This window comes from Acidobacteriota bacterium (assembly GCA_016715115.1).
Lineage (GTDB): Bacteria > Acidobacteriota > Blastocatellia > Pyrinomonadales > Pyrinomonadaceae > JAFDVJ01.
In genome coordinates, this window is record JADKBM010000011.1 from 25,312 (window position 1) to 51,056 (window position 25,745).

The 25,745-nt window shown below is 54.4% G+C and carries 25 protein-coding genes; 22 read left to right on the forward strand and 3 right to left on the reverse strand.

The genetic code is table 11. From position 1 onward, the window contains the following. Positions 1–351 precede the first annotated feature (351 nt). The 7 genes from IPN69_08835 (at position 352) to IPN69_08865 (ending at position 6,743) form a co-directional block, all read left to right on the forward strand. Positions 352–1,167, forward strand: coding sequence for a TonB family protein (locus IPN69_08835; protein MBK8810819.1), 816 nt, complete (start codon positions 352–354; stop codon positions 1,165–1,167). A 93-nt stretch (positions 1,168–1,260) separates the two neighbouring features. Continuing rightward, positions 1,261–1,989: a MotA/TolQ/ExbB proton channel family protein gene (locus IPN69_08840; GenBank protein ID MBK8810820.1), complete on the forward strand. Its 729-nt coding sequence runs from the start codon at positions 1,261–1,263 to the stop codon at positions 1,987–1,989. Positions 1,990–2,023: 34 nt separating this feature from the next. Then, positions 2,024–2,458 (forward strand): biopolymer transporter ExbD, encoded by a 435-nt coding sequence (locus tag IPN69_08845; GenBank protein MBK8810821.1) that lies wholly within the window; start codon positions 2,024–2,026, stop codon positions 2,456–2,458. An 88-nt stretch (positions 2,459–2,546) separates the two neighbouring features. Beyond that, positions 2,547–2,963, forward strand: a complete 417-nt coding sequence (locus IPN69_08850; GenBank protein MBK8810822.1) for a biopolymer transporter ExbD — start codon at positions 2,547–2,549, stop codon at positions 2,961–2,963. Between the two features lie 65 nt (positions 2,964–3,028). Then, positions 3,029–3,910: a hypothetical protein gene (locus IPN69_08855; GenBank protein ID MBK8810823.1), complete on the forward strand. Its 882-nt coding sequence runs from the start codon at positions 3,029–3,031 to the stop codon at positions 3,908–3,910. Positions 3,911–4,012: 102 nt separating this feature from the next. Then, a complete protein-coding gene (locus tag IPN69_08860) occupies positions 4,013–6,220 on the forward strand; it encodes a bifunctional (p)ppGpp synthetase/guanosine-3',5'-bis(diphosphate) 3'-pyrophosphohydrolase (protein ID MBK8810824.1) in 2,208 nt (735 codons plus the stop codon). Positions 6,221–6,365: 145 nt separating this feature from the next. Next, positions 6,366–6,743: a RidA family protein gene (locus IPN69_08865; protein ID MBK8810825.1), complete on the forward strand. Its 378-nt coding sequence runs from the start codon at positions 6,366–6,368 to the stop codon at positions 6,741–6,743. Between the two features lie 87 nt (positions 6,744–6,830). Here IPN69_08865 and IPN69_08870 read toward each other — a convergent pair whose 3' ends face one another. After that, positions 6,831–7,025, reverse strand: coding sequence for a 50S ribosomal protein L28 (locus tag IPN69_08870; GenBank protein ID MBK8810826.1), 195 nt, complete (start codon positions 7,023–7,025; stop codon positions 6,831–6,833). 147 nt (positions 7,026–7,172) lie between these two features. Between IPN69_08870 and IPN69_08875 the strand changes: the two genes are divergently transcribed. The 3 genes from IPN69_08875 (at position 7,173) to IPN69_08885 (ending at position 10,746) form a co-directional block, all read left to right on the forward strand. Continuing rightward, the gene (locus tag IPN69_08875; protein MBK8810827.1) at positions 7,173–8,387 is read left to right on the forward strand and encodes a SurA N-terminal domain-containing protein; all 1,215 of its coding nucleotides are present in this window, start codon (positions 7,173–7,175) and stop codon (positions 8,385–8,387) included. A 173-nt stretch (positions 8,388–8,560) separates the two neighbouring features. Then, positions 8,561–10,513, forward strand: coding sequence for an ABC-F family ATP-binding cassette domain-containing protein (locus tag IPN69_08880; GenBank protein ID MBK8810828.1), 1,953 nt, complete (start codon positions 8,561–8,563; stop codon positions 10,511–10,513). After that, positions 10,486–10,746 (forward strand): hypothetical protein, encoded by a 261-nt coding sequence (locus tag IPN69_08885; GenBank protein MBK8810829.1) that lies wholly within the window; start codon positions 10,486–10,488, stop codon positions 10,744–10,746. The genes IPN69_08880 and IPN69_08885 overlap by 28 nt, the downstream gene beginning before the upstream one ends. A 248-nt stretch (positions 10,747–10,994) precedes the next feature. Here IPN69_08885 and guaB read toward each other — a convergent pair whose 3' ends face one another. Then, entirely contained in the window at positions 10,995–12,464 is a 1,470-nt protein-coding gene (guaB, locus tag IPN69_08890; GenBank protein ID MBK8810830.1) for an IMP dehydrogenase, read from the reverse strand. Positions 12,465–12,609: 145 nt separating this feature from the next. Further along, on the reverse strand, positions 12,610–13,440 hold the full coding sequence (locus IPN69_08895) for a helix-turn-helix domain-containing protein (GenBank protein ID MBK8810831.1): 831 nt from the start codon (positions 13,438–13,440) through the stop codon (positions 12,610–12,612). A 233-nt stretch (positions 13,441–13,673) separates the two neighbouring features. Between IPN69_08895 and IPN69_08900 the strand changes: the two genes are divergently transcribed. The 12 genes from IPN69_08900 to IPN69_08955 all read left to right on the forward strand — a co-directional run bounded on the left by IPN69_08900 (position 13,674) and on the right by IPN69_08955 (position 25,557). Then, positions 13,674–14,039, forward strand: coding sequence for a BMC domain-containing protein (locus IPN69_08900; GenBank protein MBK8810832.1), 366 nt, complete (start codon positions 13,674–13,676; stop codon positions 14,037–14,039). Positions 14,040–14,110: 71 nt separating this feature from the next. Continuing rightward, positions 14,111–15,832: an aldehyde dehydrogenase family protein gene (locus tag IPN69_08905; protein MBK8810833.1), complete on the forward strand. Its 1,722-nt coding sequence runs from the start codon at positions 14,111–14,113 to the stop codon at positions 15,830–15,832. A 24-nt stretch (positions 15,833–15,856) separates the two neighbouring features. Next, positions 15,857–16,339: a hypothetical protein gene (locus IPN69_08910; GenBank protein ID MBK8810834.1), complete on the forward strand. Its 483-nt coding sequence runs from the start codon at positions 15,857–15,859 to the stop codon at positions 16,337–16,339. 12 nt (positions 16,340–16,351) lie between these two features. After that, positions 16,352–16,804, forward strand: coding sequence for a hypothetical protein (locus IPN69_08915; protein ID MBK8810835.1), 453 nt, complete (start codon positions 16,352–16,354; stop codon positions 16,802–16,804). Between the two features lie 51 nt (positions 16,805–16,855). Continuing rightward, the gene (locus tag IPN69_08920; GenBank protein MBK8810836.1) at positions 16,856–17,158 is read left to right on the forward strand and encodes a BMC domain-containing protein; all 303 of its coding nucleotides are present in this window, start codon (positions 16,856–16,858) and stop codon (positions 17,156–17,158) included. A 164-nt stretch (positions 17,159–17,322) separates the two neighbouring features. After that, the gene (locus IPN69_08925) at positions 17,323–19,836 is read left to right on the forward strand and encodes a hypothetical protein (protein ID MBK8810837.1); all 2,514 of its coding nucleotides are present in this window, start codon (positions 17,323–17,325) and stop codon (positions 19,834–19,836) included. A gap of 683 nt (positions 19,837–20,519) precedes the next feature. Further along, a complete protein-coding gene (locus IPN69_08930) occupies positions 20,520–21,440 on the forward strand; it encodes a hypothetical protein (protein ID MBK8810838.1) in 921 nt (306 codons plus the stop codon). Between the two features lie 2 nt (positions 21,441–21,442). Next, entirely contained in the window at positions 21,443–21,979 is a 537-nt protein-coding gene (locus IPN69_08935) for a hypothetical protein (protein ID MBK8810839.1), read from the forward strand. Continuing rightward, positions 21,937–22,356 carry a hypothetical protein gene (locus IPN69_08940; protein MBK8810840.1) on the forward strand — a complete coding sequence of 140 codons (420 nt, stop codon included), beginning with the start codon at positions 21,937–21,939 and terminating at the stop codon, positions 22,354–22,356. Before IPN69_08935 ends, IPN69_08940 begins: the two co-directional genes overlap by 43 nt. 6 nt (positions 22,357–22,362) lie before the next feature. Continuing rightward, positions 22,363–23,208, forward strand: a complete 846-nt coding sequence (locus IPN69_08945; GenBank protein ID MBK8810841.1) for a hypothetical protein — start codon at positions 22,363–22,365, stop codon at positions 23,206–23,208. Between the two features lie 306 nt (positions 23,209–23,514). Next, positions 23,515–24,075 carry a hypothetical protein gene (locus IPN69_08950; GenBank protein MBK8810842.1) on the forward strand — a complete coding sequence of 187 codons (561 nt, stop codon included), beginning with the start codon at positions 23,515–23,517 and terminating at the stop codon, positions 24,073–24,075. Between the two features lie 531 nt (positions 24,076–24,606). Further along, the gene (locus tag IPN69_08955) at positions 24,607–25,557 is read left to right on the forward strand and encodes an IS110 family transposase (protein MBK8810843.1); all 951 of its coding nucleotides are present in this window, start codon (positions 24,607–24,609) and stop codon (positions 25,555–25,557) included. The last annotated feature ends 188 nt before the right edge of the window (positions 25,558–25,745 follow it).

Below are 25,745 nucleotides of genomic sequence, written 5' to 3' on the forward strand. Positions count from 1 at the left end.
TATTTGAAAATACGGCGTAATCGGCCAAATTAATCTTGACTTTCGGTTTGCAAAACCTTAGACTTCCTAACGTTGCTGGTCAATTAAATAAGTTGTAACTGCGCTTCTTCGAGGTCCTTTTCAGGAAAGCGACAAGGGAGTTATCAGTGGCTTTGCGTTTGAGGCCGGCATGATTTCTATACCACCCCGCGATTTGTGAAAAGGCTAAAAAGAAGACCGAAGAAATCAGAGTTTTTGTCCGACGAGTGTCGTCTTGCGATGATAGCTTGAAGTTCGAACACCTATATTTGCAATCATAAGATTCGTAACCTTTGACGCAAGTTTGGCACCGGAAAAAGGAAGGATAAAAAGATGTTAGACCAATTAGTTGAATCAAAGAATAATTCAGCGGAGAACACCCGGCGCAGCGAGTTTTTGCTGGCTACATTCATCATTTTTGTGATCGCGCTCTTGAGCGGATGGACCTACAGTCTGTTTGCCAAGGATTACGGAATGGGGTCGGGCGATCTTGATATTTCGAGCCTCGTCGCCCCGGTCGCGCTCCCGGAAGAGGCGCCGCCGCCGCCCGAGCCGGAAGTCAAGCAGGAAAAAACCACAAAGACCAACTCGGACGACATTGTCCTAAAGGAAACATACGCCAGGCTCGACCAGGAAGTTAACTTGAAAGAGGTTGACAAGGGAGCCAGGGACGTCGTCGATGCTTCGAAGTTTGACCTATCGCGCGTCAAGAAGGGTGCTGAAAACAGCATTCCGACGAACGCGACCCGTCAGAGCAATGAAGGCGGTGGCGGGATTGAACAGTCCGTCGCTCCGACGAAATCCAAGGATGACGAGGATTTCGAGAAGGTTGCCGTCAAGACTTCCACTCCGACCCCGAAACCGGTTCCGAGGATCATTTCCGGCGGCGTCGTCAACGGTAAGGCGACGAACCTTGTCAAGCCGCCGTATCCGGCCGCTGCCCGTGCCGTTCGCGCAAGCGGTGCGGTCAACGTTCAGGTGACGATCGACGAGAACGGAAACGTGATTTCGGCATCCGCCGTCTCCGGTCATCCGCTTCTTCGGGCCGCTGCGGCGTCTGCCGCCCGCTCATCGAAGTTTTCTCCGACGCTTCTCTCGGGACAGCCGGTGAAGGTAACGGGCGTGATCGTTTACAATTTCCAGCCGTAAGGGCAAGTATCTCAGGGCTGCGAGCGGTCTGAACGGCCGACTCGCGGCTCACATTGCAATAATAAATTTTTCGATTTCTTTGGAGGAAAACAAATGACTTTTTTAGTTAGCCTTTTGGGCTTATTGTTCAGCGAAGGCGGCGGCGTTTCGTTCGGCATTTATGACATCGCGAAGAGTTTGACGATTCCGGGTTGGGTCGTTATCTTTACACTTCTCGCGCAGGCGGTTTACATGATCGCGGTCGGCATCGAACGCTGGTTGACCTACAACAAGGCAAAGCAGCAGTCGCGTCAGTACGCTCCGAAAGTTGCTCAGGCTTTGAAGAACAGCAACATCGATGAAGCGATCAACATCAGCGACAAACATAAGGATTCGCACCTGGCTATGGTCGTCTCGTCGGGATTGAAAGAGTTCCAGGCTCATCAGGGCAACTCGAACATTTCGGCCGATGAAATGGAAGCTTCGAAGCGTGCTCTCGAACGCGCGATCGCGGTCAAGACGGCTGAACTCAAGCGTGGTCTCGCGGGTTTGGCGACGGTCGGTTCGACGGCTCCGTTCGTCGGTCTGTTCGGTACGGTCGTCGGTATCATCGGCGCGTTCCAGGCTTTGAGAACGAATGAAACGGCGGGCATCGGCGCGGTCGGCGGCGCGATCGCTGAAGCGTTGGTCGCGACGGCTTTCGGTATCGCGGTGGCTATTCCGGCGGTGTGGCTGTTCAACTACTTCGTCAACAAGGTGACGAGCTTCGGCGTTGAGATGGAAAACTCGGCTTCGGAACTGGTTGACTACTTCATCAAACAGCGCTCGAAGCAGTTGAACTAGTCGTAAGCGTTCAAGGGAGAAATTAGTTATGTCAATGCAAGTCGGTGGTGCCGATGAGTATAACTCGGATATCAACGTGACGCCGATGGTGGACGTGATGCTCGTGCTACTGATCATCTTTATGATCGTCACGCCATTGCTCCAGCAAGGTGTTTCGGTCAACCTTCCGCGTGAAATGAATGCTCCGACCGAAGACCCGGATATCGCGAAAGACACTTCGGTGATCGTGGCGATCCCGGACAACAACAACTTCTACATCGGCAAGAGTCTTTACCCGCTTGAGGAACTCGGCGAGAAGATCAAAACCCTGATGAAGGATAAAACTCCCGAAAAGCGGATTGTCTATATCAAAAGCAGTATCGAGGTCGAGTACGGTACGGTTGTGAAAGCAATCGATCAGATTCGCAGACAGGATATCGACAAGATTGGACTCGTTGCGGACAAAAAGAAGAAGCAAACGGCCCAGTAGTTTTGAGGAAGAACAACTTCGGGAGTAGATAGTTATGGGAATGTCAGGTGGTGGGAAAGGGGTAGCACCCAATATTAACGTAACACCGTTGATCGACGTGCTGCTGGTGCTTTTGATCATCTTTATGGTCATTACGCCGTCGAAGCCGAGCCGATTTGAAGCCAAAGTTCCGGCTGAACCGAAAGAGCAGGACAAGAACGTCATGCTCAAGCAAAATCCGAACACGCTCATCATTTTTGTGGCGAAGGACGGCAAATTGCGGGTTAACACGGACGATGTGGGCGATGTTTCCGATACATCTCCGCTGACGGCAAATCTGGCCGAGCGCTTTAAGTTTCGTGAGCAGAACGGTGTTTTGCGGGAAGGCAGCAACGAGGTCGAGAAGACCGTTTTCGTCAAGGCGCCGAAAACCGTGAAATACGGTGACGTTGTCAAAGCGATCGACGCGGCGAAACTTGCAAATGCGGATCCCATCGGTCTTCAGATCGACGATCTAGAGAATTAGAACTCGGTGCGGCGGTGATTCGATTGACGAATCGCCGCCGTACTGAGAACAAATGGAGTCAGAAAATGAGATTGTCTCGTTTAGGGATACTTGTAATCATTAGTTTTACAGTTTTGGTCGGAGCGAATTGCTCTTACTATAATCGTATCATCGCCCGGAAAAACCTTGTCGATGGTGCGACCGCGTACAAGGAACGTAAATTCGCTATGGCCGAGGAGAAATTCCGCAAAGCCGTCGCGATCGATCCGGACGGTAAGACTCTGGAAGGGCGAACGGCGCAGTTGTTCCTCGCGCGTACGCTTCACTCCGAGTACATCTCCGATCGCAAGCAAACGGCGAAGGGCGAAGAGGCGATCGAACAGTATAAGAAGACGCTTGCCAGCGATATCAATGAGCAGTCGGCGTTCAAGGCTGTGGCCAATTTGCTTGAGAGTCTTCAGCGCAGCGACGAGGCTCTGAAATGGATCACGGCAAGGGCGGAAAACCAAGGCGTGAAGCCTGAGAACCGAGCTGAGGCTTACACGTCGTTGGCGGCGAAACAGTACTCGTGCGCGAACGATATTTCGGACGTCGACCCCGTCAAGAAAACTGTCAAGAAGGACGGAAAGGACGTGTTTCAGTTCAGCAAGCCTGAGAAGCAGGAAGATTACGATAAATTGGGTCAGTGCACGAATAAGGGCATGGAGTTTATCGATAAGGCTCTTGAACTGGAGAAACAGGCCGGAATTGAAACCGATTCGGTTTGGTCGTACAAAGCCAATCTCCTTATCCAGAAGATGAGAATCGCGGAAATGGACGGCAACACGGCAGACAAGGATAAACTCAAGGCCGAAGCCGACAAGGCGAAGGAACGCTTCACGAAGTTGGCTGGCGAGAAGAAGAAGCGGGAAGAAGAAGAAGCGGCTAAGAAGAAAGCGGAAGAAGACGCCGCGAACACCAGAAAATAGTTTTACCGTTTGTTCTTTAATCTCAGGGCGTAACTCGATTAGAAATTTTAATTGGGTGCGCCCTTTCTTTTGACCCCGAAAGGGCGTCAGGGCTCGGACGATATGATTCGCATCGAGGACATCATCGAAAAGGTCGAGGCGAACCGGCCGAACGCCGATATCGATCTGATCCGGCGATCGTACTTCTTTTCTGCGATGCACCACCGCGGGCAGAAGCGCGCCTCTGGCGAACCGTATCTCATCCATCCTCTCGAGGTTGCCGACATACTAGCCGAAATGCGGCTCGACGAGGTCAGCGTTTCGACCGGGTTGCTTCACGACGTTGTCGAGGACACGCTCGTCGACCTCGATACGATCAGAAAATACTTCGGCGACGAGATCACCCGGTTGGTCGACGGTTTGACGAAGATCGCGAACATCAGCAATCTCTCGAAGGAAAAGCAGCAGGCTGAGAACGTTCGTAAAATGGTTCTGGCGATGATCACGGACGTCCGCGTCGTGCTTATCAAACTCGCCGACAGACTTCACAATATGCGAACGATGCAGTTTCTCAAACCCGAGAAACGCGCCCGTATTTCGCAGGAAACGATCGACATATACGCGCCGATCGCGCATCGCCTCGGAATGGGTAAGGTCCGAAGCGAACTGGAAGACCTCTCGTTTCAGAACATCCATCCGCAGGAATACAAGAAACTGGCGGGCGAGGTCGAGGCCCGACGCTCCGAACTCGAGACCGCGCTCGCGCGGATCAAGGAAACGATCGAGAGGAAACTCACAGAGAACGAGGTGCCGTTCGTCGAGATTCAAACCCGCGTCAAACGATTGTATTCGCTTTGGAAGAAACTACGCAGCCGAAAGCTGACCATCGAACAGGTTTACGACCTGATCGCGGTTCGGGTCATCACGGCCAACGACAAGAAAAACTGTTATCTCGCGCTGAGCGTCATACACGACATCTGGACGCCCGTTCCTGAGCGTTTCAAGGACTGGATCGCGATTCCGCGCGACAATATGTACCAGTCGCTCCACACGTCGGTCATCGGCGACGGCGGGCAACCGTTCGAGGTGCAGATCCGGACCGAGGAGATGCATCAGGTCGCGGAGGAAGGCGTTGCCGCGCACTGGAAATACAAAGAAAGCAAACTCGGAAAACACGATGAGGACGAGACCCTCGACGAACTTCGAAAAACGGTCGAGAAACTTCTGCTTCCGCTTGTTGAGACGACGGAAGAGAATGAGGACTCGGAGGATTTCATCGAGTCGTTGAAACTCGACCTCTATCCGAAGGACGTCTATGCGTTTACGCCGATGGGCAAGGTGATCCAGCTTCCGCGCGGTTCGACGCCGATCGATTTTGCGTATGCCATCCATTCAGAGGTTGGCGACAAGTGCACCGGCGCCAAGGCCAACGGGCGAATCGTGCCGCTGCGTTATGAACTTCAGAATGGCGATGTCGTCGAGATAATGACGACGACGAATTCGAAACCGTCGCGCGACTGGCTCAATCACGTCGTCACGTCCAAGGCGCGAAACAGAATCCGCCACTGGATCTCGGAACAGCAACGCGCCGAATCGATCGAACTCGGCCGACGGCTTATTGAGAAGGAGTCGGACAGATTCCGGGTTGCAGCCAAGAAATTGCTCAACAATGAGGACGAACTGAAGCGGATCGCAAATGATTACGGCCTCAGCCGCGGTGAGGATCTTCTCGCGTCCGTCGGTTATGGGAAAACACTCCCGCGCAACGTCCTGATGAAGCATCTCGGCGCGGAACGGTTCGCTGAACTCGACCCTGAAAAGAAAAAAGAGGGAACGCTGCAAACCGGCTTCAAAGCGGTCAAGAAATTTATCGGGCTCGGCGAGGACGCGATCATCGTCAAGGGCGTCGACAACCTTTTGACGACGCGCGCTCGTTGCTGCAATCCGCTCCGCGGCGAACCGATCGTCGGATACATCTCACTCGGCAAGGGAATCGTCGTTCACAACCGCAACTGCAAGAACGTAAAGTCTTTAATGGTCAATCGGGATCGCGTCGTAGAGGTCGATTGGGCGAAGAGCGAAAAGGACGAGATCCAGTCTGTGAGATTGCTCGCAACGACCGAAAACCGTACCGGAATGCTGGCCGGGATCACGAACGCTATCGCCGACATCAAGACCGGAATCCGTGATGCGCGGGCCAACGTTTCGAAAGACGACATCGGACTGGTCGAGGTCACGGTCGAAGTGTTCGATAAGAAGCACCTCGACAAGGTCGTCAGTTCGATCGAACGCGTTCCCGGAGTATTAAACGTCGAGCGCGTGAACTTCTGACCGCCTCCCGACCGCTTGATCCGTCGGCGCTTCCACTCCGGCCTCGTCCCGGCATTCATTCAAAGTCCCTAACTGTTTGGAGTTTCGAACCTAATCTGCTATTATTTGCCTTTTGTTTCAGACGAAGAAAAAGTAGGTGATTTAAGTGAAAGAGATTGTTTCAACTGAGAACGCGCCGGGCGCCATCGGACCATATTCACAGGCCGTCAAGACCGGCGGATTCGTTTTTTGCTCGGGCCAGATCCCGATCGATCCTGCAACCGGCGAATTCGTTTCGAGTGACGTTGCCGAACAGACAGACCAGGTTCTGAAGAATCTCTCGGCAGTGCTCGAGGCGGCCGGTTCGAGCTTGAACGATGTTGTGAAAACGACGGTGTTTCTGGCGGATATGGGCGATTTCGGCGCGATGAACGAAGTTTACGGGAAGTATTTCAGCGACAACAAACCGGCGCGTGCGACCGTTCAGGCCGCGCGTCTGCCGCGTGATGCGCGGGTCGAGATCGAGTGCGTCGCGACGGCCTAATGCGGTCGATTCCCGGGGGCCGAAAAGGAAATGCCAGACACTCTGAGAGCGCCTGGCAACCAAACTAAGAGATTGAATCTCAAAGATTTACGCAGCTTTGACAATTTTGCCGGACTTAATGCAGCGGGTGCAAACTTTCTTGCGACCGTTGCCACCGGTGGGCAACTGAACGCGGATCGATTGCAGATTCGGATTAAATCGGCGACGGGTTTTGTTGTTAGCGTGTGAAACGTTGTTTCCGAATTGCGGACCTTTTCCGCAGACATCGCATCGTTTTGCCATAAAAATTAAAAGCCTCCAAAAGTATTATACCGGGGTACAGAAAGTTGAGTTATTTGTGAAAACTCAAAAACAAATTTTATAACAAATGTCTTAAGGTTTAGTCAAGCAATGATACAAACAGTTTATTTTGAAGGAGTAAAAGCCACAGTGCGAAAAGCTAATTTTACTATTCTGAGTGTTGCCGTTTTGGCAGTGCTCGCTCTGACCGGATGTCCGGGCGGCCCCGGCAACAACAACGCCGGCACGACTGGCGGAATCGATCCTAACGAAGCCGCGGCGACCGTCAACGGCAAGGTCATCAAGCTCGAGGAAGTCGAACGGCTTCTTAAACAGCAAGCTCAGGGACAGGAAGGGAAGCTTTCCCCGCTCGAACTTGCGGGCGCCCGTCTTCAGATCCTGCAGGAACTGATCCAGCAGGAAGTTATGTTCCAGAAAGCTGAGAAAGAAGGAACCGTGCCGACCGAAGATGAAATCACCGGCGAATACAACAAGGCCAAAACGCAGAGCGGAATGTCGGCCGAGCAATGGGACAAGATGCTCAAGGACAACGGCCAGACCGAAGCGACCGCTCGGGAAGCCGTCAAGAAAAAGATCGCGACCGACAAGCTTGTCGAAAAAGTGACCGGGAAGATCGATGCGCCGAAGGACAGCGAGATCGAAGCGTTCTTCAACGGCAACAAGGAGAGCTTCAAGAACAAACGCGGCGCACAGCTGGCGGCAATCGTCATCGACCCGGCAGACGTTGGCCAGGGCGACACAACGAAGAACGAAGTCGAAGCGAATCAGAAGGCCAAGGAAGTCGGTCAGCGCGTGCTGTCCGGGGCGGATTTCGCAACCGTCGCCAGGGAAAGCAGTGAAGAGTCGAACACCCGTCTGAGCGGCGGCGATTGGCGCTATTTCACCGAAGAAGAAATGAAGCAAGCGTTCGGCGCGAACGTCGCGGATTACGTGATGAACAAGATGCAGAACGGCCAGGTGATCCCTTCAGCGATTCCGTTTGAAGGCAAGATCCTGATCGTAAAACTGCAGCGCAAGCAGGAAAAGGACGAGGACCGGACGCTCGATAGTCCGGACGTCCGCACCGAGATCACGAATTACCTGATCAATTCGCGCAAGCAACTGCTCGCCGCGTCTTATCAGGCGATCGCGATGAACGAAGCGAAGATCGTCAACAATCTGGCCCAGAAAGTGGTCGCGAATCCGAACGATCTGAGCGGCGCGCGTCCGGCTTCATCGGAAACTCCGGCGCCGGCAAACACGAACACGAATACGAATTCGAACGTTTCGAACGTCAATGCCTCGAATACGAAAGCGAACGTCAAGCCCGCGGCCAACACCGCCAAGTCGAACACGAATAAGTAGAAAGGTGAAAAGTGAGAGCTGAGAACGAATCGCGTTCGCTCAGCCCGTGAACCTCGATTCCGCCGTCGCGAATCAGCGCCGGGGATTAAGAAAGCCAAGTGGGAACTGAACGGTGGGTGATTATTCTCACTTCTCAGTTCTCACTTCTTACTTTTAGTTTCGAATTTTCTTTTATGCTCTTCCGTTTGTCCGACGTTTACAAAGGTTACAGCGCCCGCGAGATTCTGCGCGGCGTTTCGTTTCAGGTAAACAAGAACGAGAAGATCGGACTCGTCGGAAGAAACGGTGCCGGGAAAACGACGGTCTTCAAGCTCGTTACGGGTGAAGAAGCGGCCGATAGCGGGGAAGTCATCAAGATCAACGGCCTGACCGTCGGACTTCTCGCGCAGCACGTCGATTTTCACGATTCGGACACCGTTCACACATCCGCACTTTCAGCGTTTCAGAAGATCCACGACATCGAAGCCGAAATGCGCCGGCTCGAGGTCGAAATGGCGACCGACGCGACCGATGAGATTCTCACGCGGTATTCTGAACTTCAGCACGAATTCGAGATAGAAGACGGATTCACCTACACGGCGCGCGCGGAAGCGATTCTTCTCGGACTCGGATTTCCGCGCGAGACGTGGGACCTGAAAACCGCGAATCTCTCCGGCGGGCAGAAGAACCGGCTTGGCTTGGCTCGCTTGCTGCTGGCGAACACCGACATTCTGCTTCTCGACGAACCGACGAATCACCTCGACGTCGAAGCGGTCGAATGGCTCGAGGATTTTCTCAAGTCGTACGATCGGACGTTCGTCCTGATCAGCCACGACCGTTACTTCCTCGACCGGACGTGCAACCGTATCATCGAGCTCGAACTCGGCCGCGCCGTCAGTTACAAAGGAAATTATTCGGAGTTTCTCGTCGAACGCGAGCTTCGCCGTGAACAGCAGCGGCGTGAGTTCGAGAATCAACAAGCGATGATCGCCAAGACCGAGGAGTTTATCCGACGAAACCTTGAGGGCCAGAAGACCAAGCAAGCGAAGTCGCGAAGGACATTGCTGCGGCGGATGGATCGGATCGAGGCCGTGTCATCCGACAAACCAAGCGGGAATTTCAATTTAAGAAAGGTCGAACGCGCCGGACAGAACGTGCTCGCGATCGAAGATCTGGCGATCGGCTACGGCGAAAAGATCCTCGCAAAAGACATCACGCTGACGCTCACCCGCGGCGAATGTCTCGGAATCATCGGTGGGAACGGAACCGGAAAGACGACCTTTCTCAAGACTATCCTCGGTACGATCCGCGAGATTTCCGGGAAGATGCTGTGGGGGGTGAAGACGAGCATCGGGTATTATTCGCAGAACCTCGACGATCTCGAGCCGCGCAATGAGATCATTCAGGAACTCCGCCGCGTCGCGCCTAACGCGGAAAACGGGGAGCTGCGGGGATTTCTGGCGCGGTTCCTTTTTTCGGGGGACGATGTTTTCAAACGGGTCGGTGATCTCTCGGGCGGCGAGAAGGGGCGGCTTGCTCTCGCGAAACTGATCTATTCGAATTTCAACGTGCTCGTACTTGACGAACCGACGAACCATCTCGACATACCTTCGCGAGAGGCGCTCGAAGCGGCGCTCGACGAGTTCGAGGGAACTATCATCGCGGTGAGTCACGACCGATTCTTTCTCGACAAGATCTCAACGCAGGTGCTGGCATTCGAACCCGACGGATCGATCGAGGTTTACAACGGCAACTACAGCGATTATCACGACTGGAAAGAGTCGCGTCGCGACGTGCGTTCACGCGAACGCACGTCGCCGACCGCGTCCGAAACCGCGCGCGAAGCGGGTTCTCCGTCAAATCTTGACGCGCGCCGGGACGATGCCGAGCCCGTACCGGAAAAACCGTCGAACCCGCTCGGGTTGTCAAAGAACCAACTGCAGCGCATCGAGAGCCGTATCTGCGAGATCGAGCGCGAGATCCCGAAACGCGAAGATGAACTCGCCAAACTCGGACTTGAAATGTCTCTCCCGGAGATCGCCTCCGATCACGCGCGCCTCGCTGCTTCGACTGCCCGTTACGCAACTCTCGAAACCGCGATCCAGAAACTCTACGAAGAATGGGACGATCTTTCAGCAAGGCTTTGATCGAGGGGTTTCCGGATCTCAGGTTTCAGGGATTTCAGAATTCCAGACATCAGGATTTCAGGATTCAGATCCGAAATCCCAAATCCTCGCACAAATTCCCCGATTTTACGGCACTCAATGCGGCTTTGCCGCCCGGATGTGCGGAAAGGCTGTGCCTTTCCGGGACGGGCTACTTGTCCACGCGGCTGCGCCGCCAATTGGCGAATTGCGGCAAAGCCGCAGGATTGCGGTAGCGTTGAAAGGAAAGGCCGAGCCTTTCCGCACATCCGGGCGGCAAGCCGCAAGAACGGCAAATAGATCAGCGTCACTTGCCGGGTTCGTTGGTGCAACACTTCGCGCGTTTTTCAAATCTCCCGAATCTTGAACGGAGAATCTTTATTCCCAAATCCCAAATCCCAAATCCCAAATCCCAAATCCCAAATCCAAAATCCCAATTCCAAAATCCCAAATCCGAAATCCCAAATCCCAAATCCGAAATCCGTCAGCTTTCCATCCTGTAGTTCGGCGCTTCTTTGGTGATGATGACATCGTGGACATGCGATTCGCGGAGGCCCGCCGACGTGATGCGGATGAACTTCGCCTTGCTCTGCATTTCGGCGATGTTCCGGCATCCGGTGTAACCCATCCCGCTCTTGAGCCCGCCGACGAGCTGCGTCACCATATCGGAAAGCGTTCCCTTGTATGCGACGCGTCCTTCGATTCCCTCGGGGACGTATTTCGAATCCGAAACCGTTCCCTCCTGCGCATATCGGTCGCTCGAACCCTTTTTCATCGCCCCGATCGACCCCATCCCGCGGTAAGTCTTGAAGTTGCGTCCCTGGAACAGGATAACCTCGCCCGGCGCTTCTTCCGTTCCTGCGAAAAGTGAGCCGACCATCACCGAATCCGCCCCGGCGGCGATCGCTTTAGCGACATCGCCGGAGAATTTGATCCCGCCGTCGGCGATCACCGGAACTCCCGTTCCTTTGGCTGCGGAAACGCATTCGACGATCGCCGTAACCTGCGGAACACCGGCGCCGGTCACGACCCGCGTCGTGCAGATACTGCCCGGACCGATCCCGACCTTGACGGCGTCGACCCCGGCATCGATCAGCGCCCGCGTCGCGTCCGCCGTGGCAACGTTCCCGGCGACGACCTGAATGTCTCCGAATCTGGCCTTGACTTGCCTGACCGCCTCGATCACACGCGATGAATGACCGTGCGCGGTGTCGATAACGATCGCGTCGGCGCGGGATTCGACCAAGGCCGAGGCGCGTTCGAGGAAATCTCCCGTCGCGCCGATCGCGGCGGCGACGCGAAGACGTCCGAGGTCGTCCTTGGCAGCGTGCGGATAGCGGATGGCCTTTTGAATGTCCTTGACGGTGATCAGTCCTTTGAGATGGCCGTCATCATCGACCACAAGCAGTTTTTCGATCCGGTGTTTCTGCAGTTTGACCTTCGCCCCGTCGAGCGTCGTCCCGACCGGAACGGTAACGAGCGGCTGCGGCGTCATTACTTCGGAGACCGGGATATCGAAACGCGTTTCGAAACGCAGGTCGCGGTTGGTGATGATGCCGACAAGAAAGCCGTTGAGATCCACGACCGGAACTCCGCTGATCTTGAATCGTTCCATTATGTCGAGCGCTTCCGAGACAAGCGCCGTATCGCGGATCGTCACGGGATCGACGATCATCCCGCTCTCTGAACGCTTGACCTTGTCGACTTCCTCCGCCTGCTCGCGAACCGAGTAGTTTTTGTGAATGACGCCGATTCCGCCCTGTTGTGCCAGCGCGATCGCGAGGTTGGCTTCCGTGACCGTGTCCATCGCCGACGAGCATAGCGGTATGTGGAGATCGATGCCGCGCGAGAAGAGCGTCCGGGTATCGGTTTCGCTCGGCAGAACGTCGGAATAGGCCGGGACGAGCAGGACGTCGTCGAATGTTAATCCTTCCTTTATTTCTTCGATGATCATATACAAATGTCGCCGACGGGTTTTACCGGCGGCCGTCCCGGATCGCGGGACTCTCTGAATAATAAAAAGCCCGCAAGCTTGCGGGCGCGGATTCGCGGACGATGAAATGATTCACAAACAAATGTCGTCAAACAGCATTTTCAAACTATCTCGCGGCGTTGATGTTCGCCTTGTTCGCGTTCGGGGCAACCGCATCCGGGGCCGTGATCTGTCCGCTTTGGACGATCTGCAAGAGATTCGACTTGTTGACCTCGAATTCAACCCCGTTTCCTTTGGCCGGAGCCGGCGGCGGCGCCACCTGTTTGCCATTGATCACAAGCTGAACTTTGTCGGCAAATCCGCGGTAGTATCTGAGCCTGACGGATTCCTGTCCGACATACGTCTCAGGAGCGTCGGGAGACACTTCCTTGCTTAGTTTCTTTCCGTCAACAGTCGCTTCGACCGAAACCTTTTCACTGACCGCTTTGAACTCGACCTTGATCTCGTTTGTTGAGACGGCCGGCGTCGGCTGCGTGTTTGCCGACGCAACGTTTGCCGTCTGATTAGCGTTCGAATTCGCCACCGGCGCCGCTCCCGGTTGGTTCTGGATGTAATCGACGAGTTTCAGCAATCCCCAACTCATCAGTCCGAGAATGATCACGGCAATGATGACCGTCGGAATCAGCGACGAAGCGGTGCGATCGTCGGTCAAAACCTCGGGTTTGTAATTCCTCGATTCGTCCGAAATGCCGGCATCGTTCTGGACGACCAGAGTCGCATAGTCCTGAAGCGCTTCCTGTTCGTCGACGCCCACGCATTTGGCGAACGACTTGACGAATCCTTTATTGAAAATTCCGCCGGGCAGCGTTCGGTAATCGTCGTTTTCGATGCACGTGAGGTAGTGACCCGAGATCCTTGTTTGCTCCGCGACCTCGCTGACCGAAATACCGCGCTCTTCGCGCGCCTGCCTAAGTTTTTCACCGAGAGTCTGTGACATTATATGATCGTTTTCGCGCCTTTGAACGGCACCCGAAGAAAACTGAAATTTCAGCAAAAAAGGGGCGAAACTTAATGTTGAAATATATCTTTGTTAATCCGCGAATGTCAATCGTTTCAACACTTTTTGTCGAAGTTGCGGCTTGCTTTCGAAAGATCGGGCGTGGTACGTTTAGGCTTTACCAAAGTCTTGTATTAGAATTGTGAAATCTTTATCTTGGAGAGGAGTCAATAATGAGTCTTGAAGCGCTCGGAATGGTTGAAACCAAAGGATTTGTGGGAGCCGTCGAGGCGGCCGACGCGATGGTCAAAGCGGCGAACGTGCAGCTTATCGGCAAGGAGTATATCGGCGCCGGTTATGTCACGATCTTCGTCCGCGGAGACGTCGGCGCGGTCAAGGCCGCGACCGATGCGGGCGCAGCTGCCGCGCGCCGTGTCGGAGAGCTGATCTCGGTCCACGTCATTCCGCGTCCGCACGGTGAGGTCGAGAAGTGCTTGCCGAAGGGCGGAGCCGTCGGCTATTCGCCGGACGAGAAAGCCCTCAAGGGCGGCGGACGCCAGATCGGTTCCGGCGACGCGGGCGGCAAAACGGGAAAATAATTTTAGCCTCAGTCGGCCGGTGAGCGCGTGTTTTTCGTTGGAGCGCGACCGCCGGCCGTATCGCATTTTGAATGTCGGAACACAAGGATCTCGTTTCACAACAGGAAGCCCGGGACGCGGTTGATGCCGCGTATCTTTCGTTTGGGCAAGTTGCGAAATTCGATCAGGCCAAGATCGACCGGATCTGTGAGGCGATGTCCTCGGTCGCGCTGTCCGAATCCGCGCGGCTCGGACAAATGGCCCACGACGAGACCGGATTTGGAAAGGCGGACGACAAACGCGAAAAGAACCGCTTTGCCGCCGAGGACGTCTGGAACCATTTCAAGACCCTCAAGACCGTCGGCGTTGTTTCCGACACCGGCAGCATCGTTGAGATCGCCAGTCCGCGGGGCGTCGTCGCGGCGATAATTCCTTCGACCAATCCGACCTCCACGGCGATCTTCAAGATCATCATCTCCATCAAATCGCGCAATACGATCGTGCTTTCTCCGCATCCGTCTGCCGCGCGCAGCATCGCCGAGACGGTTAGGGTAATGAGGGAAGCGGGTGTTCGCGAGGGCCTTCCGCCGGACGCGATCCAGTGTTTGACGACGTCGGCGCTTGAGGGGACGGAAACTTTGATGAAGCACAAGCGGACGGCCGTTATCCTTGCGACCGGCGGAATCGGACTTGTGCGCGCCGCGTATTCGTCAGGAAAGCCGGCGTTCGGCGTCGGGCCGGGCAATGTGCCCGTTTTTGTCGAACGCTCCGCGAACGTCGCGAAAGCGGTTTCGGACATTTTGACCGGGACGTGTTTCGACAACGGCACGATCTGCGCTTCCGAACAATCGGTTGTGTGCGACGCGCCGGTCGAATCCGAGGTCCGGGAGCAGTTCAGACTTCAGGGCGGGCATTTTCTGAATCCGTCGGACGCCGACAAGGTGGCGCAGATCCTGTTGACACCGCAGCGAACGCTGAATCCGAAGATCGTCGGCAGGTCGGCTGAATTCATCGCGAATCTTGCCGGAGTCGCAATACCACCGGGAACGCGCTGCCTGATCGCGGATTGCGGCGGCGTCGGACGCGATTTCCCTTGGTCGGTCGAGAAACTCTCGCCGACGCTTGCTTTTTTCGTTGTTGACGGCATCGAAGCCGGCGCCAACCGTTGCGAGGAGATCCTGCAGTTCGGCGGAATGGGACACACCGCCGGGATGCACACCGATTCGCGCGAGGCCGCCGTTCGGTACGGAGCGCAGATGCCGGCGTCGCGCATCATCATCAATTCGCCGACGACCCACGGAGCGATCGGATTTTCGACCGATCTCGCGCCCTCAATGACTCTCGGGTGCGGATCGTGGGGAGGCAACGTCACGAGCGACAATGTTTCTCCGCTGCATTTGATGGACGTCAAGCGGGTCGCTTTCGAGACCAAGCCGGTTTCCGCCCCGCGCCCGAAGGTCAAGCAACCAAACTCTGCGAACGTGGCGGTTGACGGTTCTTCGAAGCGCGCCGAAATAGCGGCATTGGTCGACAAGTTTCTTTCACGGAAGATCGCTGAAACAGCGCCGGAAACAGTTGTGCCCGAAATCGCGCCCGAGAAGGTTGACGGACCGGTTAAGACGATCATTCACGAATTGCGGCCGCATCAGGGCGAGCCGGCAACGACGCCCGTCGCCGTTGATTTCGTGAGCGAAAGCGATGTTCGGACCGCAGTAGACAAGGGCCGGAAGATCTACATCACGCCGAAATCCATCGTCACGCCGGCCGCGCGCGACCTCGGTGAAGAAAAGGATGTTTTTGCGGTGATCAAGTAAGGCTGCCCCAAGACTTTTTTGAAGATGGCTAAGAAGAATCTCAAAAAACCGGTTTGCGACTCGTGCGGGGTGGATGTCCGCGAGGGCTCGCTCTACTGCTATAATTGCGGCGGCGCGATCGCGCCTGAATCAAAGCAGGCGGGCGCCAGTCCGGCAAAGACGGCCGTTAGTGACGCCTGGTTCAAGGATGACATCGCGGTCAAGAACGATCGGCAGACGAACAAGCTGGAGGCGCCGAAAACGGAGGTCGTTTTGCCGTTGGTCGAGGAACCGCGTAGTGATTCGCCCAAACTCGACGCGCCGATTCCGAAACCGGGGATTTACGAGGAGGCTAGATTGAAATCCGCCGCGAGTATGCGGCGGAAAGGGAAATCGATCGAACGCAAAACCGTCGAGGTTGTTTGGGAAAAACCTGAATCGACCCCGGACGCGAGGTTCATTCTCGCGGCGCTTTTAATGTCGTTAATGGTGATTTTGATATTTTTTGCCGCCGCGTATTTGAAATAGGCGAAACGCAATATGGAAATTGCGATCTTGGTATTCTTTTTGGCGATCTTCGGCGGCGTTGTGTTTTTGGCGCTCGCGGTATGGTTCGTTTTTCGCCGCCGGCGTCGTTCCGGTAAGCGAATTTCAGGGAACTCGGGACATTCGTCGGGAAACGGCGCCGACGACGAGGACGATTCGGACGTTCCGGTTTATTATGAAGATCGTTTCGATTCCGATTCCCGCGGATCCGTCCATTCCGACTTTGTTCCCGGCAGTTCCGCGGAGACTGCGGAGATCGCGCAAGCCGCGGCGAGCGCGACCGTCGAAGCGGCGGGGCCGGCCGAGCCTGGTTCGGGTTCAGGTTATGAATCGGGATCGAGTTCGGATTCCGGTTCAAGTTACGATTCCGGTTCAAGTTATGATTCCGGTTCAAGTTATGATTCGGGCGGTTCAAGCTCGGATTCCGGCTCAAGTTCAAGTGATTGATGCCCGGCGCATCGAACTTCTGTGAGGTAAAACAACGTGCAGGCTTTAGGAATGGTTGAGTGTTTTGGTTTGGTGGCGATGATCGAAGCGGCTGACGCGATGGTCAAGGCGGCCAACGTCACGCTTGTCGGCTATGAACGCATCGACGCGGGGCTCGTGACGGCCATCGTTCGCGGAGAGGTCGGAGCCGTAAAAGCCGCCGTCGACGCCGGCGCCGCCGCCGCGAGAAGAATCGGAACGGTGACGGCCGTCCACGTCATTCCGCGCCCGCACGACGAAGTCGCGGACGGAATCCCGGTGATCGATACCGGTGAAACGACGCGAAAAAAGATTTCCGGTTCGGTCCCGGAGTGATCCACGCGGACGTGTCGGTCAACAAAATGATGCGGGTCCAAGCGAATGGCTTGGACCCGTTTTGTGTTAAACCCCGCTTGCAGGTCCCGATACGGGAGCTTTTGAAGAACCCGGTTGAGGGTAACAGATCATCTTTCTTTCACGGATGAACACAGATTGGCGGGATGGATCGGATTGGAAATCCGATCTGTCTTCAATCGCGCAATGTCAACTGTCAGCTATCCGCTAGGATCCGCTCCGAGGTCGAGACCTTTTCGGGAGCAGGTCTTCCCGCGCCGTGGGGAAGCAATTCCACATCGACCGGCGTCGTCCGCACCGACCTTGACGCCGACCGGACGTTGGTCACGGATCAGGCCGGAAAGCAGCGGATCAGCCGGACGGACGCGCTCGGGCAGCTCAAAGAGGTCTGGGAGATCGTCCCGGCTTCCGATTCATCAACCGTGTCGGTCACGTTCCCCGGAACGGCGATTGCCCACGGTTACCGTTCCGCCTACAATTACGATCCGTTGAACAATCTCACGCAGGTCGATCAGCCGCTCGGCGCGACCACCAACCAGATCCGCTCCTTCACCTACAGCAGTCTCTCGCGCCTGCTTTCGGCCGAGAACCCCGAATCGGGAACGATTCAGTACACTTACGATCCGAACGGAAATTTGACAAGCAAGAAGGACGCCCGAAACATCACGACCGCGTACGCCTACGACGCGCTCAACCGCGTGACCGAAAGATCCTACGACGACAACGCGACGCTTCCCGTTTACTATACTTACGACAATCTGAGCCACGCCAAGGGCAAGCTGACAAAGGTCACGACCGGTCCGGGCTCGTCGCCGTTCTCGGTCAACGAGTACACCGAGTTCGACGCTGCCGGCAGGGTGAAAAAAAGCAGACAAAAGACCGACGGATCGGAGTATTATCAAATGGAGTACACCTACAACCTTTCGGGTGCGATGGTTGAAGAGAAATATCCGTCGACAAGGGTTGTCAAGACCGTGCTCGACAGCGAGGGTGAATTGCAGACTGTCAAAAGCCAGAAGAACACAAATAACGCGTTTTGGAATTACGCGAACCATTTCACCTACACCGCCGCCGGCGCGGTCAGTTCGATGCAGCTCGGCAACGGGACATGGGAGAAGACCGCCTTCAACTCACGCCTTCAGCCGACCCAAACTGCGCTCGGCAAGATCCAGAACACGACCGATCTGCTCAAACTCGACTATACATACGGAATAGTTGAAAGCGGCACGCTGAACACTGCGAAGAACAACGGGAACATTCAGTCGCAAACGATCACCGTCCATCGAAGCAACCAGAATCCGCTCGTTCTCAATCAAAGCTATGTGTATGACTCGTTGAACAGATTGCTGAGTGCCGAAGAGACCGCAGGCGGAACGCCGGCGTGGAAGCAAACCTATTCGTTTGACCGTTACGGAAATCGCCGTTTCGATCAGGCGAATACGAGTTTTCCGGCGTCGTTCTCGAACACGGCGGTTTCGAATCCGACGATCAGCACCTCGAATAATCGTTTCACGAGCGGCCAGGGTTACACATACGACGCCGCGGGGAATGTTTTGACCGACGCCGAGGGGCGGAGTTTTTATTACGACGCTGAGAACAAGCAGAAAGAAGTGAAAAACGCTTCGAACCAGACGATCGGGCTATACTACTTCGACGGCGACGGCCGAAGGGTGAGGAAGGTGACGAATACCGAAACGGTGATCTTCATCTTCGACGCAGCCGGAAAACTCGTCGCGGAATACTCGACAAACCTCAGCCAGACGCCGCAGGTGCAGTATCTGACGAACGATCATCTCGGAACGCCCCGCATCAACACCAACGAAAACGGCGCGGTCGTCTCAAGGACCGACTATATGCCCTACGGCGAAGAGATCATCGGTCTCGGCGGCAGATCGACGACCGACAAATACGTCGCCGACGACGTCCGCCAGGGCTTCACCGGATACCTGAACGACGAAGAAACCGGTCTCGACTACGCCCAGGCGCGGATGTACAAGAAGGAATTGGGCAGGTTTACGGGAGTGGATCCTTTACTCACGTCAGCTAGTATTTCGTTGCCACAAACTTGGAATAGATACAAGTATGCGTTGAATAACCCGTTGCTCTTCGTTGATCCGCTAGGACTATACGAATGGGCGGAATCTGCGGGCGGTTCTGTTTCCGATAATGATCTTGAGGAGGCTGCTAAGAACGGCAAGACCAAGAACGAGCGACGAAAGGCAAGCAGACAATTGAATTTCAGGCGGTCATTCGAGGCAGCTTTGAAATTGGCCCGAGAAAAAGGAAATGAAGCGACAAAGCGGGCCGCGGGTGCTTACGGTTCGCTAAACGACGGCAAAACCGACAATGTGAAGGTTGGATACAAATTGGTTCTTAATCGAGATGACGGGAAACCGAGGAGTGACGTTGATTCCTCTACAACGCCTGCAGGTTCAGACATCAACGTCGACTTCAAGTACGATTCCGTTACCAGTACCGTTTCAGACGCTGCTATCGTGATTGCACACGAAGGTTCGCACACCGCGGATTTCCAGGAGTGGCTTGGTGACGGGAAATCGACCAAATCGAATCTGACTGAATATGAGACCGAACGCCGTGCGTACGTGGCGGGATCAATATGGCCCAATCGCTCGGTCTCGACGCATACAACACGGATGTGATGCCTCTTACGTGGCGTAAGGGATGGAGCGAACAAGACCGCGAAGTGAAGCGTTCAAACGCTATAGACAGTTTCATCGCCGCCCATTATAGTTCGAACTTCACTCCCGTGACAAAGGACTCGCCGGGCCGGAAATTCAGTGATTTCTATAAGTGAGGTGTAACCACGGAATGTGCAAAAACTGGAAATACTCGTCGTTTGTCCGCGTTTTTGGATTGGTGTTCGTCGCGGGAGTTTTAGCTTTCGGACAAAAAGCAGTGCCGGAGGTCAAGACCGTCCCATTCTGCGAACTGTTGCAAAATCCGGAGAACTACATAGGTCTACAGGTTCGCATCACTGTGGTATATCGTTATGGATTCGAGTGGAATGAACTTTATTGTTTGGAATGCAAAAAGTCAGTTTATGTCGAGAAAGGAGGATCGTACGAATCTCTGACCCCCCGGCGTGTTCGAAAAAAGCTAAAATGGACGAACGACCGCGGGCGCACCGTAAAAATCACCGCAGTTGGGACGATCAGTGGGTCAGGAAATTTTGGCCATATGGGCCGATACGGAAGAAAGTTCGTTATCGATTACGTTGATTTGGCGGAGGTGATTCTCAAAGACAGCCCAGTGATCCTCCCAGAACGGCTTAGGGCGAAAGCCAGTTGTACGGGAAATTCGGCTAACTAACGGTTTCACAACGATGATCCCGAAAAACTGCTTGAACAACTCGGTCTTCTGCGCCGCGGATCGCAAGGTGTCCAATCCGTCGATTGCGAACACGAACCGAATCAATCTCGATCAGGACGGTGACAGCGTCAACGATTACGCGCTTGATTTATCGGGCAATACCACGCGCGACGCCCAATTGCGGAAATTCACGTACGATGCCGAGAACAAACAGACAAAGGTCGAGTCTACAAACGCATCCGGCACGGTCACAGGCACGATCGGCGAATATTTCTATGACGGCGACGGACGCAGGGTCAAAAAGATCGCCTGGATCAACGGACAGTGGGAAACAACCGTCTTCGTCTACGACGCATCTTCACGCTTGGTGGCAGAATATTCGACGAATTTGAACCAAACCCCGCAAGTGGCGTATCTGACCAACGACCACCTCGGCAGCCCGCGGATAAACACGAACGAAAACGGCACCGTAATTTCAAGACATGACTACCGCCCGTACGGAGAACATATCACCGAGCGATCGCACGCAGAATATGTCGGAGACACGATCCGCAAGCAATTCACCGGCTACGAGCGCGACAGTGAAACGGAATTGGACTTTGCTCAGGCGCGTTATTTTCAATTTGGGCATGGTCGTTTCACCAGCGCGGACGACGTTCTGAATGATTCCCACGCATCCGTGCCTCAAAGTTGGAATTTATTTGTATATTGCGGCAACAACCCAACAAACAAAATCGACGTTAACGGAAAAGAGATTACTAACAGTTCTGATCCTAATTCACGTTTAAGCGATGAACGCTTGGAGTTGATTTCTGGCGACCTACGAAGGAAGACGGGGGCAACCAAAGGACCGAAGGGCACGTTCCAAATTTCGTTTACCGATCCGTCGCGCCGACAGAAGTTTGTACGATGGAAACTCGAAGGAAGCAGATAGAAATGAAAAATTACAAGAGTCGCTTTCGATGTATGGTTTTGGTCAGCGGGCTGTTGCTCATTTTGAGCTCCGGTTGTTTGGGGCAGAGCCATAGATCACTAGCTACGGCGATTGAACCCCAACGGCGTTCTTTGTTCATTCGTTCGATCAAGCGCGTAGTTTCATTTCAAAAAGCACGGAAGTGGGCGAGCTTGGCCACAATGCTCTCGCCGGAGTTCCTGCAAGGGGAAAAACCGGCGGAGTATGTAGCGCGTCTAGAATCGCTAGAGGGAAGACCAGTTTTTGAAAACGGGTTTCGTGAGTTTATTCCTCACGCGATCAAAAATGAATACGGGACGCCGAATTATGAAATATGGTTGATCGATGGATGTGGTAAGTGGAAAGTGGATGCCAGGCCGATATGGCAAAAGGCATACATACGAGCATATTGGCAAAACGGCAAATGGCTCTTTTCGGAAGTTCTTTTCGACCTGCTCCTTCATGGCGGATATGAGAAATGTCCCGAATCTCAGTCCGCGAAGGTTGCAGCGATGCTCTGAAAGAAGTGAAAAACGCGTCGAACCAGACTATCGGGCTCTATTATTTCGACGGCGACGGCCGGAGGGTGAAGAAGGTGACGGCGACCGAAACGGTGGTCTTCATCTTCGACGCGGCCGGAAAGCTCGTCGCGGAATACTCGACGAATCTCAGCCAGACGCCGCAGGTGCAGTATCTGACGAACGATCATCTCGGCACGCCCCGGATCAACACCAACGAAAACGGCGCGGTGGTTTCACGGACCGACTACATGCCCTACGGCGAAGAGGTCATCGGCCTCGGCGGAAGATCGACGACCGACAAATACGTCACCGACGACGTCCGACAGGGCTTCACCGGCTATCTCAACGACGAAGAAACCAACCTCGACTACGCCTAGGCGCGGATGTACAGGAAGGAATTGGGGAGATTTACGTCGGCGGATCAAATCTTTCTCGAAATGGGTCGCCGAAGCTTTCCACAGAGTTTCAACCTCTTTTCATACGTTCGCAACAACCCGCTGTCGTTCTCGGATCCTACAGGACTAGACGTCTTAGTGAGTTGCAAAACGAACGGTAAGACAAAAGCCGAGGTTTCAAGTCAACAAGCGGCATGTGAGTCTGGTACGAGCACGAATCTGAACAACCGGAAAAGCGCGCAGTTCAAAGTAGTTGTCAAGGACGGGCGGCTTGCGATTGTCGGTAGTGTTGATCGAGCTACGCTGAGCGACCGTGAGAAAAAACTATATGACACGATCACAGACAGTGGCCCCGGTAGTGTCAGATCAACGTTAAATGTTTTTGCTACCTCGGATTCGATCACATTTGGCAGGTATGATGGGCCTGGGGCAAACTCAGTAGACCTTAGTGATCTTGAGGTTTTCAACAAAACCGGTGACAAGTCGATCTCAGGTGAGGTAATTGCTCACGAAATCATTGAAGGTACAATAAGCGCATCCACATTGGTTGATGAAGGTGAACTTAATGGTAAGTCGATGAGTGACGCAGTGTACGAGAGAGCACACAAGCAGGCCGACAAATTCTTTGGGGGCGCAACTATTCGGGCGGACCCCGTTCCGGACGGAGCCTCGGTCCAAAGCAGGGAGGTAACTTATGATTTCAGTATACTTAATGTTGATGTCCGGGTTAATAAGACGTTTGATGTTAAACAACCGGCGGCGAGTGTAAACCGACCCTTTGAGAAACTCCCTGGCAAGATCGACCGAGCGACTATTGTTCCTAAGAGTAACTGATTGAAGGAGAATCAAGCATGTACTTAATAAGCGAAAGAACTGAAGCGAGTAGAGGAAAGGAGGGAACATGAACGTATGAACCGAACAAGTATTATGATTTTTTTGTGTCTATCCATATTTGCAGTCATTATGCCGACCTTGGGGCAGTCACGGAACGATTTGCCGACGCCCGAGTCTGAATCGTTCAAAGAGGCCGACGGGGTGGCGGTTTCATGGCGCCGGACGCGTTGCAGCAAGTTCGAATATCGGGGATACAATGAGCCCAACTGTCCTGAGGTGGGCACCGAGTACGCGCTTCGACACAGAATGAAGATCTTTAATGCAAACGGTGCCGAGTGGCAAACGTTCAGTTTGCAGCCGAGCGAAGCCGATTACTACCTGCCTAAGTTGGGTGGTGATTTTCGTCCGCTGTGCTGCGATTCAAATTTTCCCTTGGAAGTTTTACTGAGGGTCAAATCTGAGTCCGAGCATTGGCTCGAGGTAGAGGTCAATGAATCAACGAGGCTTACCAAATACGTGCCGAAGGACGTGAAGATGTGGTCGAAAGCAACCTGGGGATTCTGGATCTACTATTCAAATTACATCGTTGTCGATTTCAACCGTTGCCGTCCGCGGATATCGGCAGAAGGAAAGATCGACGAGAAGATCGAAGACAAAAACCGGCAACTGGGACTCTCAACGTCGAAAGCGTGGGTGATGTCTGTCAGCGGCGAATGGGCGTATGTCAGTTTCGGAACGAACCCGAACGGTAACGTCTGTAGCCATGAATGCGGTTGGGTGCGCTGGAAGGACGGTCGCGAAATTCTTGTCGGAAGTCTTTACAACGGGTATAAGATACCCACGGTCGATTCCGACCGAGAATACTGAACTCGCAACGAAATTCCAGATCCGAGTTCCAAGATGGTCGATGCCGCCGCTCTGCGGCTCGGGATTCCTTTTCGCGTCATCCGTGGCCTCACGCCCACGGCTTGTATCTTGATTATCAACTGTTTCGCAATTATCTTGGACGCTTGATGATTGCGGGGGAAAGAGAAGTCTTCCCCACGGCTCAGATCTCGAATCTGGAATTTAGATCAGACCTCTTTCCCGTTATTTTGGCGTTCAGCCTAGACCGGACAGTATCCTATGACCGCGAGTCTGTATATGCAAGGATGGTCGGCGGAACGGTGTTTTGAGGTGGTGCCTTTTGATCGAATTTGATCCGGGCAGCGCAGCTGCCCGAACCAATCCGCTCGGCGGACGACAAGACGGAGCGCGTAGCCCGTCTCCTCACTGTCGCCACCGGAGGTAAAAAAACGAGTGGTTCGTCAACATCGGATCACGAAGTCGACTGGATGAAAGAACAAAGCCGGAGCAGAGTGCCTCGAAAGCTTGACCGCTCCGTTTTGAGGAGGCAGTATGTCGCAGAATTATTTAGGTATTGATGTTTCGAAGTCGAAGTTCGACGTTGTTTTGCTGGTGGGCGAGAAGAGCGTCTCAAAGGAGTTCGCAAACACTCCGAAAGGAATGAAGCTGTTGCAGGGATGGCTGCGATCGCTTCGGGCCGGAGAGGTTCACGCCTGCCTTGAGGCGACCGGCAGTTACTCGGACGGGATCGCCAATTTCCTGTACGAGGCCGGCTATTGCGTCTCGGTCGTCAACCCGTTCCGGACCCATAGCTTCAGGGATGCCAAGCTGTTGCGGAACAAGACCGACAAAGTGGACGCGGGTATGATCGCGGAGTTTTGCCGGAGCGAGAGGCCGGAGCCTTGGAAACCTCCCTCACCCCAGGTAATCCATTTGCAGGCCCTGAGCCGGCGGATAGACGCGCTCGAGGAGATGCGTCTGATGGAGACCAACCGGCTTGATACGGCGCCGAAGCAGGCGAAGACGAGCGTCAAGCGAATGATCCGCGTTCTCGAAAAGGAGATCGCCGCGCTGCGCAAGGAAGCCGAGGACCTCATCGACAGCGATCCGGACCTGAAGCAGCAGGACGAGCTTCTGCGTTCGATCCCGGGGGTTGGAAAAAAGACCTCGATGATGCTTCTCAGCGAAGTCGAGTTCGACCGCTACGACTCGGCCAGATCAGTGGCCGCCTATGCCGGAGTGACGCCGGCAAAGCAGGATTCCGGCAAGCAGATAAAGACCAGGCTCTCGAGAGTCGGCGCCGTCAGGATAAGAAAGGGCATGTACTTTCCGGCGATCGTCGCCATGACCCATAACCCGATAATCACCGAATTTGCATCCCGTCTTTCCAAACGCGGGAAGAGGAAGATGCAGATCGTGTGCGCGGCCATCAGAAAGCTGCTGCACATCGCTTACGGGGTTCTCAAACACCGAACCCCTTTTACGCCAAATCCGGCGTTTTGAGCTTGATATTCAAGACAGTATCTAAAATTTGCCGCCGCTTTGCGGCTCGGGAGTCTTTTTCGCGTCATCCGTGGCCTCACGCCCACGGCTTGTATCTTGATTATCAACTGTTTCGCAATTATCTTGGACGCTTGATGATTGCGGGGGAAAGAGAAGTCTTCCCCACGGCTCAGATCTCGAATCTGGAA